Origin of the sequence: Rhizobium mesosinicum (assembly GCF_019511345.1) — a bacterium.
Classification (GTDB): Bacteria; Pseudomonadota; Alphaproteobacteria; order Rhizobiales; family Rhizobiaceae; genus Rhizobium; species Rhizobium mesosinicum.
In genome coordinates this window covers 68,635-85,867 of sequence record NZ_JAEUAK010000016.1, presented here as the reverse complement: position 1 = coordinate 85,867, position 17,233 = coordinate 68,635, and the positions used below count along the sequence as shown (strand labels likewise).

15 protein-coding genes are annotated in these 17,233 nt (G+C 59.3%); 10 read left to right on the top strand and 5 right to left on the bottom strand.

All coding sequences use genetic code 11. The features are described from left to right. Positions 1-71 precede the first annotated feature (71 nt). The 4 genes from JNB85_RS28485 to JNB85_RS28470 all read right to left on the bottom strand — a co-directional run bounded on the left by JNB85_RS28485 (position 72) and on the right by JNB85_RS28470 (position 4,937). Entirely contained in the window at positions 72-1,430 is a 1,359-nt protein-coding gene (locus JNB85_RS28485) for a polysaccharide biosynthesis/export family protein (protein ID WP_220337759.1), read from the bottom strand. 8 nt (positions 1,431-1,438) lie between these two features. Then, positions 1,439-2,389, bottom strand: a complete 951-nt coding sequence (locus JNB85_RS28480) for a glycosyltransferase family 2 protein (RefSeq protein WP_220337758.1) — start codon at positions 2,387-2,389, stop codon at positions 1,439-1,441. Then, entirely contained in the window at positions 2,386-4,137 is a 1,752-nt protein-coding gene (locus JNB85_RS28475) for a GumC family protein (RefSeq protein ID WP_220337757.1), read from the bottom strand. The genes JNB85_RS28480 and JNB85_RS28475 overlap by 4 nt, the downstream gene beginning before the upstream one ends. 86 nt (positions 4,138-4,223) lie before the next feature. Beyond that, positions 4,224-4,937 carry a sugar transferase gene (locus tag JNB85_RS28470; protein WP_275957770.1) on the bottom strand — a complete coding sequence of 238 codons (714 nt, stop codon included), beginning with the start codon at positions 4,935-4,937 and terminating at the stop codon, positions 4,224-4,226. A gap of 472 nt (positions 4,938-5,409) precedes the next feature. Between JNB85_RS28470 and JNB85_RS28465 the strand changes: the two genes are divergently transcribed. The 5 genes from JNB85_RS28465 (at position 5,410) to JNB85_RS28445 (ending at position 11,339) form a co-directional block, all read left to right on the top strand. After that, positions 5,410-6,147: a Crp/Fnr family transcriptional regulator gene (locus tag JNB85_RS28465; protein WP_420852303.1), complete on the top strand. Its 738-nt coding sequence runs from the start codon at positions 5,410-5,412 to the stop codon at positions 6,145-6,147. Between the two features lie 119 nt (positions 6,148-6,266). Continuing rightward, positions 6,267-7,658, top strand: a complete 1,392-nt coding sequence (locus JNB85_RS28460; protein WP_220337755.1) for a glycosyltransferase family 4 protein — start codon at positions 6,267-6,269, stop codon at positions 7,656-7,658. Beyond that, the gene (locus JNB85_RS28455) at positions 7,655-8,899 is read left to right on the top strand and encodes a glycosyltransferase family 4 protein (protein ID WP_220337754.1); all 1,245 of its coding nucleotides are present in this window, start codon (positions 7,655-7,657) and stop codon (positions 8,897-8,899) included. Before JNB85_RS28460 ends, JNB85_RS28455 begins: the two co-directional genes overlap by 4 nt. A gap of 77 nt (positions 8,900-8,976) precedes the next feature. Further along, the gene (locus JNB85_RS28450; RefSeq protein ID WP_220337753.1) at positions 8,977-10,458 is read left to right on the top strand and encodes a lipopolysaccharide biosynthesis protein; all 1,482 of its coding nucleotides are present in this window, start codon (positions 8,977-8,979) and stop codon (positions 10,456-10,458) included. 50 nt (positions 10,459-10,508) lie between these two features. After that, the gene (locus JNB85_RS28445; RefSeq protein WP_220337752.1) at positions 10,509-11,339 is read left to right on the top strand and encodes a glycoside hydrolase family 16 protein; all 831 of its coding nucleotides are present in this window, start codon (positions 10,509-10,511) and stop codon (positions 11,337-11,339) included. Between the two features lie 87 nt (positions 11,340-11,426). Here JNB85_RS28445 and JNB85_RS28440 read toward each other — a convergent pair whose 3' ends face one another. Continuing rightward, on the bottom strand, positions 11,427-12,302 hold the full coding sequence (locus JNB85_RS28440; protein ID WP_220337751.1) for a LysR family transcriptional regulator: 876 nt from the start codon (positions 12,300-12,302) through the stop codon (positions 11,427-11,429). Positions 12,303-12,395: 93 nt separating this feature from the next. Here JNB85_RS28440 and JNB85_RS28435 point away from each other — a divergent pair, with 93 nt between their 5' ends. From JNB85_RS28435 to ppk2, 5 genes are all read left to right on the top strand, one after another. Beyond that, the gene (locus JNB85_RS28435) at positions 12,396-12,854 is read left to right on the top strand and encodes an SDR family oxidoreductase (RefSeq protein ID WP_420852302.1); all 459 of its coding nucleotides are present in this window, start codon (positions 12,396-12,398) and stop codon (positions 12,852-12,854) included. 11 nt (positions 12,855-12,865) lie between these two features. Further along, positions 12,866-13,570 carry a ribonuclease activity regulator RraA gene (locus JNB85_RS28430; protein ID WP_220337805.1) on the top strand — a complete coding sequence of 235 codons (705 nt, stop codon included), beginning with the start codon at positions 12,866-12,868 and terminating at the stop codon, positions 13,568-13,570. Continuing rightward, a complete protein-coding gene (locus JNB85_RS28425; protein ID WP_220337750.1) occupies positions 13,567-14,493 on the top strand; it encodes a dihydrodipicolinate synthase family protein in 927 nt (308 codons plus the stop codon). The genes JNB85_RS28430 and JNB85_RS28425 overlap by 4 nt, the downstream gene beginning before the upstream one ends. 333 nt (positions 14,494-14,826) lie before the next feature. Continuing rightward, positions 14,827-16,140, top strand: coding sequence for a UDP-N-acetylglucosamine 1-carboxyvinyltransferase (murA, locus tag JNB85_RS28420; protein ID WP_338050376.1), 1,314 nt, complete (start codon positions 14,827-14,829; stop codon positions 16,138-16,140). A 126-nt stretch (positions 16,141-16,266) separates the two neighbouring features. Next, on the top strand, positions 16,267-17,175 hold the full coding sequence (gene ppk2, locus JNB85_RS28415; RefSeq protein WP_220337748.1) for a polyphosphate kinase 2: 909 nt from the start codon (positions 16,267-16,269) through the stop codon (positions 17,173-17,175). Positions 17,176-17,233: the final 58 nt, after the last annotated feature.

Sequence of the window (17,233 nt, the reverse complement as noted above, 5' to 3'; positions counted from 1 at the left end):
GACATGACGAGACAGCAACTGCAGACATGAACTCAAACCCAACGCTAGCTGGCATATTCCTCCAATGTCCCCTAGTTCGATCCCGTCTGCGATACCCAGTTCGGACGGGGTGCCTCGCTTCGGGCTACATCAGGAATGAGGGCTGCTGGCTGCTGCGCCTGAGACGCGGCTGAGGAGGTAGCTGCCTCGACGCTGATTTCGACGATGTCATGCGGCAACAGGGCCGTGTTCTCATCCGCCACGATATTGCTGTAACTGCCGTCTTCGATGCGGCGAATGATCTTGAAGTGCTTCTTTGTCGTGCCGAGGAGCGTTGATTCCGCACCCATACGGGCGAGTTCGGCGCTATATCCGGCCTGATCGCCAAGGAGCTGCGCCACCTGCATGTCGATCCCCGCCTTGTTGATGGCGAGGTTGATCGTATTCAATTCCTGCTGGTTCTCGGCATTGCGCTTGTTGATGATGGTTGCCTTTTCGCGCTCGCTCTCGTTCAGGCCCTGACGCGACTTGGTCAGCGCGATCTCGAGGTCCAGCAGTTCGCTCTGGGCTTCAGCCAAGCCGCGGTCGACCGAATATTGGCGGGTATTGCTGGTGAGGCCCTTGCTGACGAGACTGTTGACGTTGTTCAGTTCCTGCTGCGCAAGATCGATCTGCCGCTTCTGCGAGATGATCTTGGCTTCGAGCGATTGGATTTCCTGCGTGTAGAGGCGGTTCAGATCGTCTGCAGCCGCGATCTGGCTGTTGGATTCGACAGCGCGCAGACGCATCAGATTCAATTCCTCTGCCTTGAGCTTATCGATATCTGGCGTGCCGGCGAGCTCGGCAGGAATGTCGAAATCGGACTGGCCGGCGATCTCGGCGCGCAGGCGTGCTGCACGCATCAGGAGATCGCGGCGATTGAGGAGGGCTGTGCGATAGTCACCGGCCGCCTGAACGCGGTTCCGGTCGTAGTAGCTGTTGTCGTCACGTGCCCGCATATAGCCGCCTGCGATGCTGACGGCTTTGATGACGGTCATATTGGCCTCGAAGGGGTAGCGTCCGGGCCGCTCGATGCTGCCGTTGATGAAGATCGGGGCGTGCTGGTCAATTTCGACGGCGATGAAAGGCCTTCCGGGAAGGTCGGCTTTTACGGCCAGTGCGTCCGAGATGATCTCCGATAACTGCTCGGTCGTCTGGCCGGAGGCTTTGATCTGGCCGGCGATCGGAATTGAGAGATTACCTGCGTCATCGACGCTGTAGGTTCCATCGAGAGCTTCCCAGCTGGCATATTTGGAATCAGTCGAACGCCATTCCACGATCCGCAGCTTTATCTGGTCCTCGGGAACGAGCGTGTAGCTGTCGGCATGAGCTGCGCTCCACCCCATTGCGCAGGTGAAGACGGCGGCAAGGCCAACGAGCGTAAGACGATCAGGGAAAGACATGAGCCTCATGGCGTCTGTTATCTCCGTTTTGCCGCGATGGATGTGGAGGACACCTCGCGATTTGAGGACTGGCTGAGCTCGAGAATGCGCATGGGAGACGCACGTCCCCCCAGAAGATCGGACAAAGCCAGGAAATTGCCGTTCAGCCGACCACGACGGTCGACCGCGGGATCATTCAGCATGGTACCGCCCGCGTTCGCCAGGATATTGCGGCCGATCTGCGCCAGTGCACGGGTCAAGGACATGGTGCCCTTGCGCATCAGATGCACGGGATTTGCGACTTGCGAATAGCCCAGCCGCTTGCCGGGCTGGCGTCCGGTCTTGACGCCGAGATGGACACCGCAGGCGCCCGAAATACGCACCGACCGTCCGTAGCGAGCCATTGCCCGGCTGAAATCGACATCTTCGAGCCAGCCGTAGAGCGGCAGCTCCTCGTCGAAGGCGAGCCCGTGGCGGACAACTGGCGCCAGCCGAACCGCCATATTACATCCATAGGCATTATAGACTTCGGTGACTTGTTCGCCTCTTTCGCCGGCGGTCTCGATGATGTGTATGGCTTCAGATTGGGTCAGCCCCTTGCCGAGAATGCCGTCGGCGAGGACGTCGCCGGTCGCGATGACCACATCCGGATTGTCGGCAAAGACCGCTGCCATGCGCGGAATGAAGCCGGGCGCAGGAATGAAGTCGTCATCGAGGAAGATCAGCACGTCCGTATCCGCGCCTGCGGCTTCAATGATCCGGTTGCGCTGGCAGGTCAGCCCGCGGGGGCCGACCATCAATTTCACACCCTCTCGGTTGGAAAGCCCGGCAGCGTCATCCAAGTTGGGGACGCAGACGATGATACGATCCGGATGAGGCTGAAGGCTATCGATATAAGTCACCGTCTCCAAAAGCGTCGCCGGCCGGCCCGCCGAGGCAATGCCGACGGCGATCTTCAGCTTCGGTGCCTGTGGGGTCGGAGCGATCATATCTTAGTACTCGATGGCGTGTTGTTGATGATCGCGCCGAGGATTTCTGCTCCAACATTGCGCATGCTGTCGATGACGCGAACGGTTTCGTCAATCGAGGTGCGGCCGTAAGAGGTTACGAGGAGAACGCCGTCCAATTCCGGAGCGATCGCATTGGCGTCCGGCGACGAGGTGAAGGCAGAGATATCGACGAATATGGCGTCGAATTCCTTCTTCAGATCGTTGAAGTTGAGCTGGGTGCGGCGCGAGCTCAGGCGGATAGCGGGCGTCACCGCACGGACCTTGCCGAGAGGCAGGAACTTCAGTGTCGGCGTCAGTGATAGGGTAGCAGTGCGGATCGCCTCGATATTGTCCAGTACGTCGATCAAGCCGGCTGAACTGTTCGGCGCAATGGACCTGCTCAGGGAAGATTTTGTCGCCGCGGCATCGATCAACAGAGTGCGCGCGCCTGATATCGCCGAGAGTACGGCAAGCTCGCAGGCGATAGTGGACGCGCCGCCGCCGGGATTGACAGCTACGATGCCTATCACCACACGCCGTCTGCGGCGGAAGCCGGTGATAGTCGCACCAAGTTCGGCCATTCCGGGGATCATTGGATAGGCAACGGTGCCGCTATCATTGGCAGTAGGCAGTGCCGCCGCCCGGCCAGTTCTCTTTGCGCGTCCGAGAGGTGTGACGAAAGACAGACCAGCCGCCTGCGAGAGCTGGTTGGTGCGCATGATGCGCCGGTCGCTGACATGGCGCACCATGGCAAGGCCAAGGCCAGAACCGGCGCCGACGACCAGCGCGAAGGCGAGGATCAGCGAATTGTTCGGCTGCGCCTTGGAGAGCGGCGAGGTGGCTCGGGAAACGATGGTGGCGTCGGAGACAGGATAAGAAATGCGCTGCTTGGCCTCGGTGTACTGCGTAAGTGTGTTTTCGAAGAGCGTGCGGCGGGCGTCGGTCGCGCTCTGCAACTCAGCAAGCTTGAATTGGTCGCGCGGATTCGCCTTGAAGGTGGCAAGCGCGCTTGCGGCATCCGCAAGCCCGCGCTGCTGCTCATTGACGAACTGTTCCAGCCATTCGCTGTACTGCTGGGCCGCAGCGGCCTTCATCTGGACATTCTTGCGGATGTATTGCTGGGCAACCGCATCGGCGATTTCAACCGCCTTTTGCGCGTTGGATGCGGAGGCGGATATTTCGAGGATCGTCGACTGGCCGATGCGGCGCATCGCAACGATATTGCGCAGCCGCGCGATCGCCCGGTCGGTCCGCGACGCTTCCTGGGTCGCCCCAGCGGGCTGGACATTGCCCGAAGTCGTATCACCTTGTGCGGTCTCCGGCTGGGCAGTGCTGCCGGGGCTGCCCGTCAGCCAGTTCTTGACCTTGTCCTGCAGGGAAAGGGACTGATCGGAGAAGGCCGGATCGTCGGCGAGGTTCAGCGCGCCGACGGCGCCGCCAAGGACGTCGCTGGACTTCGCTATTTCGAGCTGTGCGTCGATGAAAGCGTCTTCGGCGAACGCTCTTTGAGCGTCAGAGCCGTTCACCTGCGGGAAGACCATAAGCTGGGTACTGGCCACATAGGTCGGTTTGGCGGCGAAGAGATAGGCGGCGGCAAGTGTCAGGAAGACCAGGATGGTAGACACGATCCACGGCCAACGCATCCTGACGAAAAAGGACATATCCCGCAGCGTCAGTGACGAACTACCGCTGGCGGTGGCCGGCAAAGATATCGGGGAGACGCTGCTGAAGACGTGATTTGAGTTCATAGTGTCCTGATCCAAAGGCGAGGGTGTCTTTTCGTTGATATCCGGCAGGTGCGTATGGCCCGGATCGGCCATACGTCGTTTTGGGATCAGTAGCAGCCGCGCTGCGAGAACAGGGCTGGAACGGTCTTCGCGACGATGATGAAATCGCGCGTGAGCGACCAGTCGCGGACATACTGGACATCGAGCGCAACGCGGTGCTCGTAGCTGACATCGTTGCGACCGCTGATCTGCCATTGTCCGGTCAGGCCCGGTCTCGCGGCCATGTAACTCGTGACATGCTCGCCGTAGCGAGCCAATTCCTCAGCTGTCACCGGGCGCGGACCTACAACGCTCATTTCGCCCCGCAGGATATTGATGAGCTGCGGGAGCTCATCGATACTGGACCTCCTCAATATCTCGCCGACAGCGGTGATGCGCGGGTCGTTCTTCAACTTCCGCGTTGCTTCCCATTCGGCCCGCGCTGACGGATTGGTGCGCAGCAAGTCGGCAAGCTGGGCGGCGGCATCGGTCTTCATGGTGCGGAATTTGAGACAGCCAAAGGGGGCCCCACCATATCCAATACGCGTATGCGAATAGAAGACCGGCCCTTGATCGCTCAACTTTACGATGAGTGCGGTGATCAGCATTAGAGGCGACAGCAGAATCAGAGCAGTCGTTGCAATCACAATATCGACCGCCCGCTTAGATGCCCTGCCGACCACGTGAGGGCGCAATACTGCGTGACGATCGTTATTCATCCCGAACTGGTCAACCTTCGGCCAGGATTCACGAACTTTGATACTCTGTACTTCCCAAGTCATCGACCGACTCCAAAAGTTTTCGGTTAGAACCTTACGAAGTTTGGTGCAGCGCAATGTGCTTGTCTGTGACCGCGGTCATAATGATTAACAAATTCTTTATGCTAATACTGTGATGCTTCGAAATTCTGTCCGAATTTGGCGGCAGGGGATTTCTACATCCCAATTTTATTCGCTAATTCAACTTACGCGATGTCTGACCGCAACGGCTTGCATAGATGAAGCCGGGCGTTGCAGCCATTTTTTGAACAATTCTGATTTTGATCGCCCCAAAAATAGGCACTTTGGCTTAATACCTCTCCTGAATTCGACGGATACTAGAAAAAATATAATCTATATAACTGGTGGTATTGTCACTATTATTTGAGATGCTCCTGTCATCTTCGATTGTTATTTGACTCTCAAGTTAGGACAATATAAATGATGCAGTGCAGCATCAGCTACGGCCAATTTGTTTTGTTGGGGAGTTATGCGCATGGACGGAGCTACACAAACGAGAGACTATAGGGTCGCTATGGGCAATGCGGCTATTAGCGTTGTTCCGGATACATCTTTGAACAACCGCATCTCAAGTGATGACGACTTCCCGTTCTGCCGCGCGACTATACGCAACTTCCGTCGCGGCGAACTTATTGCAGGCGCTGGAGTCTTCGTAGACATGTTCGCTCGCGTGCAGCGCGGGCTGGTCAGTGCCAGTACGATGCTACCGGACGGCAGGGAGTTCATTGTCGAGATCATTCCGAGAGGAGGGTTGATCGGCGAGCTCGAAGTATTGCGCAAGCAAATGCTGAATCTGGAGTATAGAGCGAGTTCTGATTGCGAGCTATACTTCTTCGAAGGCCGGCTGTTGCGGGAAAGGTACGCAACCGATCCGCAGTTTCAGGAAAAGGTCTTTTCGAGAACGCTTGCGCGCGTCTCCGAACTGGAGCGGCGCATCATCTCGAACGCGGGATCGAGCCTGCAGTCGCGGCTGGCGGCAATGCTTCTGCGACTATCTTCAGTCTATGGAAAGGACACGCCAGCCAACCGCGATGTGCTGGTCATTTCTCAAAACGATCTGGCAGCAACGCTTCCGGCTTCCCGTGAAAAAGTCAACCAGTGCTTGCGGCGGCTGCGTGAATGCAAGGTGATCGACGGAGCTCAGGGCAGGATCCGTATTCTCAACCGTAAGGCGCTGGAAGCCTATGCCGACGGTGCAGCGTCGGCGAAATAATGCGCTTCGTCACGATCCGGCCGCTTTCGGCGGCCGGTCTGTGATCACTTCACCCGTTATGAGCGGCATAGGGGTCCAGCCGTCAAAAGCGTCCTTGTGTTTGTCGTTGGAGAGCTTCTATGAACGACATCGGCCAACTGCGTCCCGATGAGAATGGGTCCGCCGTTTCGACGTTGCGGTGGCCGGCTTCCGGACGCTACGCAAAAGTTTGGAGGGACGGCATCGCTGCGCGACCGGTGCTCGACCGTGTGGTCATAATCGATGACTATTCGACGGCGAGGGGCGGGGCGACCGCGCTTGCGGTACTCTCGGCGAAGCTCTTCCGCGGACTCGGCATTGCCGTCACTTACATCTGCGGCGACGATGGCGACAATGAAGAGCTTGTTTCTCTCGATGTCGCGATCGTTAAGCTCAATAGTCGCGACCTTTTGAGTTCCAACCGGGTGAAGGCCTTCGCGACCGGCATTCACAATCCTGCAGCCGCTAGCATGATTTCCGCCTGGTTGCGTGCCAACGATACGCCGAGGACCGCCTATCATGTCCACGGCTGGCATCAGATCCTGTCACCGGCCGTCTTTGATGCGCTTACACCCGTTGCCGATCGATGCGTCGTTCACGCGCACGACTTTTTCACCGGGTGCCCCAATGGGGCGTTTTTCGATTATCGGGCGCAAGATATCTGCCGGCGACGTCCACTTGGGACAAGCTGTGTTGCCACTTCCTGCGACAAGCGCAGCTACGCGCAGAAACTGTGGCGGACGGCGCGTGGCGCCAATCTCTTCCGCGCGCTCAGAAGCCGCCCCGCCTTCGGCAAGATCATCCTGCTCCATGAAAAGATGGCTGAGTTCCTTGTAGGCTCCGGCTACCGACCGGAACGGCTGATCACCATCCGCAACCCGATCGCGCCGCTGACGGCTGAGCGTGTCGCAGCCGAGGACAATGAGGAGTTCGTCTTCATTGGGCGGCTGGATGAGGAAAAGGGTATCGAAGACGCTCTTGCCGCCGTGCGCAGCGCCGGAGCAAGGCTTTGCGTCATCGGCGATGGGCCGCTGATGCCGAAGGTCGTCGCGGCTGGCGATCATGTCCGAGCCATGGGCTGGCAGTCGCATGCCGAGATCGGCCGGATCATCCGCACTGCAAGGGCTCTTGTCATGCCGTCCCGCTACCCGGAGCCCTTCGGCCTTGTGGCGATCGAGGCGGCGCGCAGCGGCCTTCCCGTCATCATGAGCAAGGGCGCCTTCCTTGCCGAGGAAATGGAGAGGGCCGGAATGGCGATCTCCTGCAACACGATGGACGAGGAAGCCTTTGCCGCAACGCTGACGGCCTTCCGGCAGATGCCTGACGAGGATGTCCGTCTGATGAGCGACCGTGCCTTCCGGCTGTCGCCCAATCTGGCAACGACACACGAAGAATGGCGTGATGCCCTTCTCGCACAATACCGCAGTCTGATTCCGACACATGTGGTGCCTGAGCCGAGGGGCGGGGCAATTGTACAAGGAGCGTTCAGGTGACTGTCAAAGCAGCAAGCTCTCTCCCCGATGCAATGGCATTCCGAAGCGACGCGCCCGTCGTGGCAAGAAGCCGGGCCGTCGAAGCCGGTAACAGGGCCGATGCGAAGCCGCTTCGCGTCGCTATCGTCCACTATTGGCTGGTATCGATGCGCGGCGGCGAAAAGGTGGTGGAAGAACTCTGCCGTATGTTCCCGCAGGCAGATATCTTCACGCTGGTGCATAATCCCGATCGTACCAGCGATTTCCTGAACAGCCGCAACATCCAGACGTCCTTTCTGCAGAAGATCCCGCGTTCTACACGCCACTATACGAAGATGCTGCCGCTCATGCCGTTCGCGCTCGAGCACTTCGACCTTCAGGACTATGATCTTGTGATTTCAAGCGAATCCGGACCTGCCAAGGGCATCATCACGCGGGCGGATGCCCTTCACATTTGCTATTGCCATTCGCCGATGCGCTACATCTGGGATCAGTTCCATGTCTATCGGCGCGGTGTTTCCTGGATCGGCAAGGCAATGATGTCGCTCACCGCTCCGATGCTGCGTGCCTGGGATGTAACGACCGCCTCGCGCGTCGATATGTTCGTAGCGAATTCCAGCTATGTCGCCGGCCGTATCCGCCGCTTCTATGACCGCGATGCAATTGTCATCTATCCCCCGGTCGCGACCGACGATTTCGCCATCGGGCAAGGCAAGGGCGAATTCTATCTCTATGCAGGCCAACTCACCGCCTATAAGCGGCCGGATATTGCCGTGAAGGCCTGCACGGAAATGGGCCGCAACCTGGTCGTGATCGGCGAGGGCGAGCAGGAGGACTATCTCAGGTCCATCGCCGGACCGACGGTGCAGTTCCTCGGCCATCAGCCGTTCCCAGCTCTGCGTGATCATCTGTCGCGCTGCCGCGCGCTGCTGTTCCCTGGCATAGAAGACTTCGGAATTCTGCCGGTGGAAGCAATGGCGGCCGGCCGGCCGGTTCTGGCTTTCGATGCGGGTGGTGCACGCGAGACTGTCTGCGCACCCCATGTCGGTTTCCGCTTTGCCGAGCAGAGCACGGAAGCTCTGATGGAAACGATGGCAGCCTTCGAAGCGGTCGAGGACACGCTCGATCCGGTGGCGATTCATAATCACGCTCTGAAATTCTCCGCAGCAGTGTTCCGCGACCGCCTCGGGTCGCTCATCGATGAGCAACTCGCCAAGCATGGCCTTCAGGCCGCAAGCCCTGTCAGAAGGAAAGTGAGCTGACACGCACAAAAGCCCCGGAGCGGCCGCCCCCGGCGCTCCCCAGAAGAGGTTCGTTGCTCATGGCCAAGGAATAGATCGTGTCAAGCGTATCGCATAGAACGGCGACAGCAAGCATCTGGACAATCGGCGGAAAATTCCTGGCACGGCTGCTCGATTTCGTAAGTCTGCTCATTCTTGCAAGACTTTTGAGCCCGGCCGATTTCGGGATCGTCGCCATTGCCACATCGGTCCTTGTCATCGTCGAAGCGATCCTCGATCTGCCGCTCACCCAGGCGTTGGTGCGTGTTCCTTCGCCATCTGAGCGGATGTTTACTACGGCCTTTACATTGAGTCTCATTAGAGGAACGGCGATCAGCCTGATGATGATCGTCGTCGCCTGGCCGATGGCTCTCATCTACAATGATCCGCGGCTCTTTTCGCTGATTGCCGTGATTTCGATCGCGCCTGCGATGCGCAGCGTGATTAGCCCGCGCATGGTGCTTTTCATGCAGCGCTTCGACTTCCGGCGCGAATTTGCCCTCGACATCATCGCCAAGGGATCGACCCTGATCTTCGGCGTCGGTATCGCGGTTGCGACCGACAGCTACTGGGGGCTGGCGATTGGCGCCGTTGCCGGGCCGACGACGGCGACCGTAGTCTCCTATATCTTTGCGCCGATGCGGCCAAGACTCCGCCTTTCTGAATGGAAGCATTTCCAGGACATGATCGGCTGGAACACGGTTTCGCAGGTTCTCAACTCGCTCAACTGGCAGATGGATCGGCTGCTGCTGCCGCGCTTTACGAGCCTTTCCACTTATGGTGCCTTCAGCGTCGCGGACAATCTTGCCGGCATTCCCTATCAGACGTTCGTCGGGCCACTCATGCGTCCGCTGATGGCTGCCTTTTCTAATGTCAGCGACCGGGGCAAGCGGACTACTGCTTATCTGAAGGCCACCAGTGCCATAATGGTCGTGGCGGCGCCCGTCCTGCTCGTGATCATTCTCCTGGCCGATCCGATCCTGCGCATTGTCGTCGGCGAGAAGTGGGCATTTGCGGCGCCGATCCTGCAGTGGCTCTGTACCGTCAGCCTGATCGGCCTGCCGACGACCATCATGCCGCCACTCGTCATGGTTCTCGACAAGACCAGATATGTGGCGCTCAGGATGTCTGCCGAATTCGCAGTGAGGGCGCCGGTTACGGTGCTCGGCGTGGTGATGTTCGGGCTTGACGGTGCGCTGGCAGCGCGCGTTATCTCCGCTGTCGTTGCCTATGTCGTCTGCCTTGTCATCACGCAGCGGCTGATCGGTGCCTCAATCGGCGCGCAGCTTTACGCGTTCGTCCGGCCGCTTGCGGCCTGTCTGCCGATGATCGGTTTCCTGCTCTGGGTGCAGCCCGTTCTCATTGCCATGCCGCTCGGCATCGAGCTCGTCGCTGGCGTCGGTCTCTGCAGCGGTGCCGCGCTTGCGATCTTCTGGGTTTTCTCCCTGCTCTTGTGGCAGGCCGTAGGACGGCCCGACGGACTAGAAGCCATCGTCGTGAGGAAGATCATGCCCTGGCGAAACGGAGCCGTCGTTTCATGACCGGCTCGCAAACCCCGCAACGGGGTCGAAAATCTCCTGGAGGGAGCACAATGCGTTACGCTAAATTTGCCGGAAGACTTGCGCTTCTGATCATTATTAGTCTTTTCGGCCCGCCAGGCCCCCGCCCCAGTGAGGCTGAAGAGCCACTCAATCTCGATGATTTTCAGCTGACCTTTGCCGAAGACTTCGACACGCTTGACGTTTCGGCCTGGGGTGAGAAGGGATCGCGCTGGATCGCGCATACACCGTGGAATGGCGATTTCGGCGACGCCCAGTTTACCGACCCAATGGACGGTTTCCCTTTTACGGTCGATGATGGCATCTTGCGGATCGAGGCTCGCAAGGATGCGGATGGTAAGTGGCGCGCCGGTCTACTTGCCTCCACCAACCCGAAAGGCGAGGGCTTTTCCCAGAAGTTCGGTTATTTTGAAGCGCGCATGAAGCTGCCGCCCGGCAAGGGCGTCTGGCCAGCCTTCTGGTTGATCGGCCTCGACCGGTCCAAATTCACCTCTGAAATCGACGTGATCGAATATTACGGTCGTGCGCCCGGCGAGTTCAGCATGGGCTATCATGTTTGGCGCCCGAGCAACCAGCACACGACAGATGGCCATCTGACGAATGTGCCCGAAGGCTCGCTCAGCAGCGACTACCACACATTTGGCGTCGATATCGGCCCGCAGAAATCGACCTTCTATCTGGATCGCAATCCCATCTGGAGCTTCGATACGCCGCCGGAATTCCAGATGCCCTTTTACCCGCTGGTCAATCTTGCGCTCGGTTCGGGCTGGCCGATCGATGAAACGCCGAACCCGTCCTATCTGCTGGTCGATTATATCCACGTCTATCAGCACAAGAGCCTCGTTTCCGAGAATAACGACTAAAGCGTTTCGCGATCTTCCAGGTTCACTCGCCACATTCTAGGCTCTTGTTCTCGCATATCGCTGTCGCAACTCTTTGCGCGACATCCTTCAGGGTCGGATACCAGAGCGTTTGAGCGCATCGAGTACGATGCCGGTCAGCCTGCGCGACGGAGAGCTGCGTGGCCAGAGCATTCCAATCTCTCGCGGTGGAAAGGGTGCGGGCAATTCGAGGACAGCGATGTTGAGGCCCTCCGGCCAGGTTTTTGACCAGTCAGGCACCAGCGAGACGCCAAGCCCATTGGCGACCATGACCGAAATTGCTTCGAGGGAATCGAGCTCCAGACGTTCAGCCGGCTTCAAGCCCTGTCTTTGAAGATATTCATCGGCAAGACGGCCGCCCCAATTGTTCCGGTCGTAACGGATGAAAGGGCGGGTCTTCAAAAGATCATGTGGGTTCTCGCCCCGGCAATCGGCGGGAGCCACAAGAACCAGACGTTCTGCCCGCAGCAATTCCCATTCCAGTGTTTTCGGTATCGAAAAGGGTGGCTTTACGAGGATCGCAGCGTCGATATCGCGGTCTATCAGCCGTTGGTAAAGATCCGTGGAGGGTCCGGGCAGTAGAAAGACCTCGACATGCGGCATGCTGGCAAACACCTCGTGCAGAGCCCCCGGCAGCAGCCCAGTCAGCGCAGTGGTAATGGCGCCGAGGCGGAGCTCGCCGGATGGCAGATCGGCATTAGCGAGGCTGCGCAGATCGCGGACCTCCGCAAGGATCCTGCGGCTCTTTTCGATGATGGCATAGCCGGTATCGGTGGGTTGAACGCGACGCCCGACGCGGGTTAAGAGCGGCACGCCGACATCGTCTTCCAGTGCCTGCATGCGCTGGGCGACCGCGGCTGGCGTAATGCCGAGGCGCCGGGAGGCTTCAGCCATCGACCCAAGTTCGGTAACCAGCAGGAAAGTATCGAGAAAACGCGTTTCCATAAGAATAGAATTCCTATCTTCTGAAAGCAGAAAAAGCGAGATTTTTCTTCTTTCCGTGATCGCCATAATGCGGGCGAAACCGGAGTATCTGGCTTGGATATGCAATTGAACGGAAAGACCGCATTGGTATTCGGCGCGGGTGGTGGGTTAGGCGGCGCTATTGCCCGCTCGCTGGCTTCGGAAGGCGTTGGCGTCGCCGCTGCGGATATCGATGACATTGCGGCCGCGAAGACGGCGGATGGCATCGTTTCCGCGGGAGGGCAGGCGATCTCCATCGGCTGGGATATTGCCGATCTCTCCGTCATCGACGCAAGGCTTGCTGTGATCGCGAAAGCCTTCGGACCTGTCGATATTCTCGTCAACAATACGGGTGGCCCGCCGCCAACGCCGGCGTCCGGTCAGACGGCGGAAAGCACCACCTCCATTCCCGTCGGGCGTTACGGGCGGCCGCAGGAATATGGCGATACGGTAGCTTTTCTGGCGAGCCAGCGTGCATCCTACATCACTGGCTCCGTCATCCGCATCGACGGCGGCCTCATCCAAAGCATATGAAGGTGCAATCCATTTCTCTCAATCCGTCAATCATCGAAACCCTGAAAGGCGTCTCCACGGCGACGCTGACTACAGTGCTTCTGAAGAAGGGGCTCAGGAACGTCTGGATGCGTGGTACCAGGCCGCTAAGGGCGGGCCAGGAGCGGGTTGTCGGCCCGGCTTTCACGCTGCGTTTCGTGCCGGCGCGCGAGGACCTGGCGACGCCCGAAAGCTGGGCGTCGCCGATCTCCACGCGGGCGGCGATCGAGGATATGCCGGAAGGGTGTATCGCCGTGGTCGATGCCATGGGCGTGCAGGATGCCGGCATTTTCGGCGATATCCTTTGTGCGCGGATGATGAAACGCAAGGTCGCGGCCTTGGTCAGCGATGGTGTGGTGCGCGACCTCGAAGGCGTGCTTGGGAGTGGCCTGCCTGTCTGGTGCGACGGCATGGCGGCGCCACCTTCCGTTGCCGGGCTGACTTTCGTCGGCTGGCAGCAGCCGATCGCTTGCGGTGGTGTTGCGGTTTTCCCAGGCGATATCGTCGTTGCCGACAAGGACGGCGCCGTGCTTATCCCGGCAGCACTGCTCGATGCGGTGCTTGCCGAAGCGCCGGAGCAGGAGCGTATGGAAGGCTGGATCATGAGTGAAATCGACCGGGGAGTGCCGCTTCCCGGTCTCTATCCGATGAACGCGGAAACCAAGGTGCGCTATCAGGCTTGGAAGGATACGCAATGAGCTTCGGTCCTGACGCAAAGGGCGTCTATGCAATTGCAACCACGCCGTTTCTGCCGGACGGTTCTCTCGATGCGAGGTCGATCGACCGGCTGACTGACTTCTATCAGGACAGTGGCGTTGCCGGCATGACAATCCTCGGCATCATGGGCGAGGCGCCGAAACTGGAGTCTGCGGAATCGCGAGCTATCATCCGCCAAGTGGTTGGCCGGTCAAAAGTGCCGGTCGTTGTTGGTGTCTCCGCACCCGGCTTTGCAGCCATGCGTTCGCTCGCCCGCGATGCGATGGACATGGGGGCTGCCGGCGTGATGATCGCTCCGATGCCGCTGCTCCGTACCGATGAGCAGATCGCCCAGTATTTCGCACAGGCCGTCGAGGCTGTTGGGGCGGACGTTCCCTGGGTGCTGCAGGATTATCCGCTGACGCTGACGGTCGTGATGTCCGCCGGCGTGATTGCCAAGATCATTTCCGATCATCCCTCCTGCCTCATGCTCAAGCATGAGGACTGGCCGGGGCTGGAGAAGATCTCGAAGCTGCGTGCAATGCAGAAGGCGGGCGAGCTCCGCCCCTTCTCGATCCTCTGCGGCAATGGCGGAATGTTCCTCGATTTCGAGCCGGAGCGTGGTGCTGACGGCGCCATGACCGGCTACGGTTTTCCGGACATGCTGGTGGAGCTGGTCAATCTGTCTGCCGCGGGAAAACGCGACGAGGCGCATGATCTCTTTGATGCCCATCTGCCGCTGATCCGCTACGAGCAGCAGCCCGGCGTCGGCCTTGCCGTTCGCAAGCATGTCCTCATGCGCCGGGGCGTCATTACTTCGGATGCGCAGCGCAAGCCTGGAAGCGCGCTCAGCGCCACGGCGCGGGCTGAGGTCGATTATCTCCTGCGCCGTCTTGCGCGGCTTGATCCGCGCGCACTTTTCTGAGGGAGTTGGCACACCGCGACATAGGAAGAGCTCGCCGTCAGAATGCCGATTCAGCTTCTATCCGCATAAAGTGGCAACGATGTTCGCCTGTGAGGGAAATGCCGTTCACGACGACGTTCGGTCCCTTCAGCAGCGAATCTCCCCGCCGATTGGCACTTCTGCGGACTGTTGACGGCAGCGCCGCCTAACGGGCGTTGTTCTGTGGACTTGCATCTGGCCGTTCAGAAAGGGCAACGTTAAACCAGTCGCACTCCTCAATGGGCGACACCGCGATGTCACAATGACAACGCAGATATCCCTCCTTAGAAACCGAATCAAACAAGGATGAGCAGAGTGGTACAGGCCCAGCCGCATGAGCGAATTCAATACATTGTCGAGGGCGGACATCGCCTTGCCGGCGAGATCCAACCGAGCGGCAACAAGAACGCTGCCCTGCCGATCATCGCCGCCTCGCTGCTGACCGACAAGCTCGTGCATTTGACAAATGTGCCGCGCATCCGCGATGTTGAGGCACTGGTAGAGCTGATCCAATCCGTTGGCGCCAAGGCACGCTGGCTCGGCCGCAACGAACTTCAGATCGAGGCAATCGACTTGAAGCCGGCGGATCTCGATCCCGGCCTTTGCGCTCGTATTCGTGCTTCCATCCTGCTTGCCGGCCCGATGCTGGCGCGTTGTGGTGAAATCACCTTGCCGCCGCCGGGCGGTGATGTCATCGGCCGGCGCCGCGTCGATACGCACTTCCTTGCATTGGAGCAGCTTGGCGCCGAGATCAGTGTCAACGGCTCCTACAGCTTTCGCGCAGAGTATTTGCGTGGTGCGGACGTGTTTCTCGACGAACCCTCGGTCACGGCGACCGAAAACGCGCTCTGTGCGGCTGTCGCTGCCGAAGGAAAGACGATCCTGCGCAACTGCGCATCCGAACCGCATGTTCAGGATCTCGCGCATTTCCTCATCGCGATGGGCGCGAAAATCGAGGGTATCGGAACCAATACGATGACCATCCACGGCGGCCAGCCATTTGGCAGCACGTCGCACCGTGTGGGGCCTGACCACAATGAGGTCGGCTCGTTGATCGGCCTGGCTGCCGTCACCGGTTCCGAGATCGTTATCCGCCGAGCGGGCGTGGAGCATCTGCGTTCGACACTGATGACCTTCGAGCGTCTCGGCATCCGCTGCCGTATCGAAGGCGATGATGTCGTGGTGCCGGCAGGGCAGGAGATGAAGATCCAGCCGGATTTTGGCGGGCATATTCCAAAGATCGAGGATCAGCCCTGGCCCGCATTCCCCGCCGATACGATGTCGATTGCCATCGTCACCGCGTCGCAATGCGACGGCGTGGTGCTGATGTTCGAGAAGATGTTCGAAAGCCGAATGTTCTTCGTCGACAAGCTGATCGCGATGGGCGCCCGCATCGTGCTCTGCGACCCGCATCGTGCGATCGTCGCCGGTCCTTCCAAGCTCCGCGCCGCGCAGGTGGAGAGCCCCGATATCCGAGCCGGCATGGCGATGCTGATTGCCGCGATGTGCGCTGAGGGTATTAGCGTCATCAACAACGCCCAGCAGATTGAACGAGGCTATGAACGGATCGAAGAACGGCTGAATGCGCTCGGCGCGCGCATCACCCGCGTGCCGCCGCGCGAGGCTTAAGCCGTTCTATTGGCTTCAGACGCTGTGATTTTGCGTTTTGCCAAGCAAATTTTCTATCGTCGCAACTCTGTCATATAGCTATGGCGAGAACGTGCTTTATCGAGCAGATTGAACAGGGAGCGTGCCATGATCGAAAACACTCAGCTCGACCGTATCAAGAACGAGATTGCCGACAGCTTCGATGAGGAGCTGGAAATGCAGATGGAGGAGGATCGGCTCGACGAGCTTGTTGCCGAGGGGATGTCCGGCCCGGGGGAACAGACGCTCGACCGCAAGCTCTACTTCCGCGAACTCTTCCGCCTGCAGCATGAGCTGGTCCGCCTTCAGGACTGGGTTCAATACAAGAAGCTCAAGGTCGTCGTGCTTTTCGAGGGCCGCGACTCCGCTGGCAAGGGCGGCGCGATCAAGCGCGTAACTCAGCGTCTCAATCCGCGCGTCTGCCGCGTCGTGGCGCTTCCTGCACCAACCGAACGCGAGCGGAATCAGTGGTATTTCCAGCGCTATACGCCCCACCTGCCGTCGGCAGGCGAAATGGTGCTCTTCGACCGCAGCTGGTACAATCGTGCAGGTGTCGAGCGCGTCATGGGCTTCTGCACAAAGGACGAACTGGAAGAATTCTTTCGCTCCGTACCGGAATTCGAGCGCATGCTGGTTCGTTCCGGCATCATCCTCATCAAATACTGGTTCTCGATTACCGACGAGGAACAGGAATTCCGCTTCAACATGCGCATTCACGATCCCTTGAAGCAGTGGAAGCTGTCGCCGATGGACCTGCAGAGCCGTGTCCACTGGGAAGAGTATACCAAAGCCAAGGAAGAGATGATGGACCGCACTCATATTCCGGAAGCTCCGTGGTGGGTCGTCCAGGCCGTGGACAAGAAGCGGGCACGCCTCAACTGCATCGCACATCTCCTGACCCAGGTCCCCTATGAGGACGTTCCGAAGGAAGCGATCGTGCTGCCCGAGCGCGTGCGTCACGACGATTATCACCGTATCCCGGTTCCGCCGGAAATGCATGTTCCTGAAGTTTATTGATTGAAGAGGCTGCGGCCTGGTTCCGGCAGCAGCATCACAAGGGGCCTTTCCGGTTGGA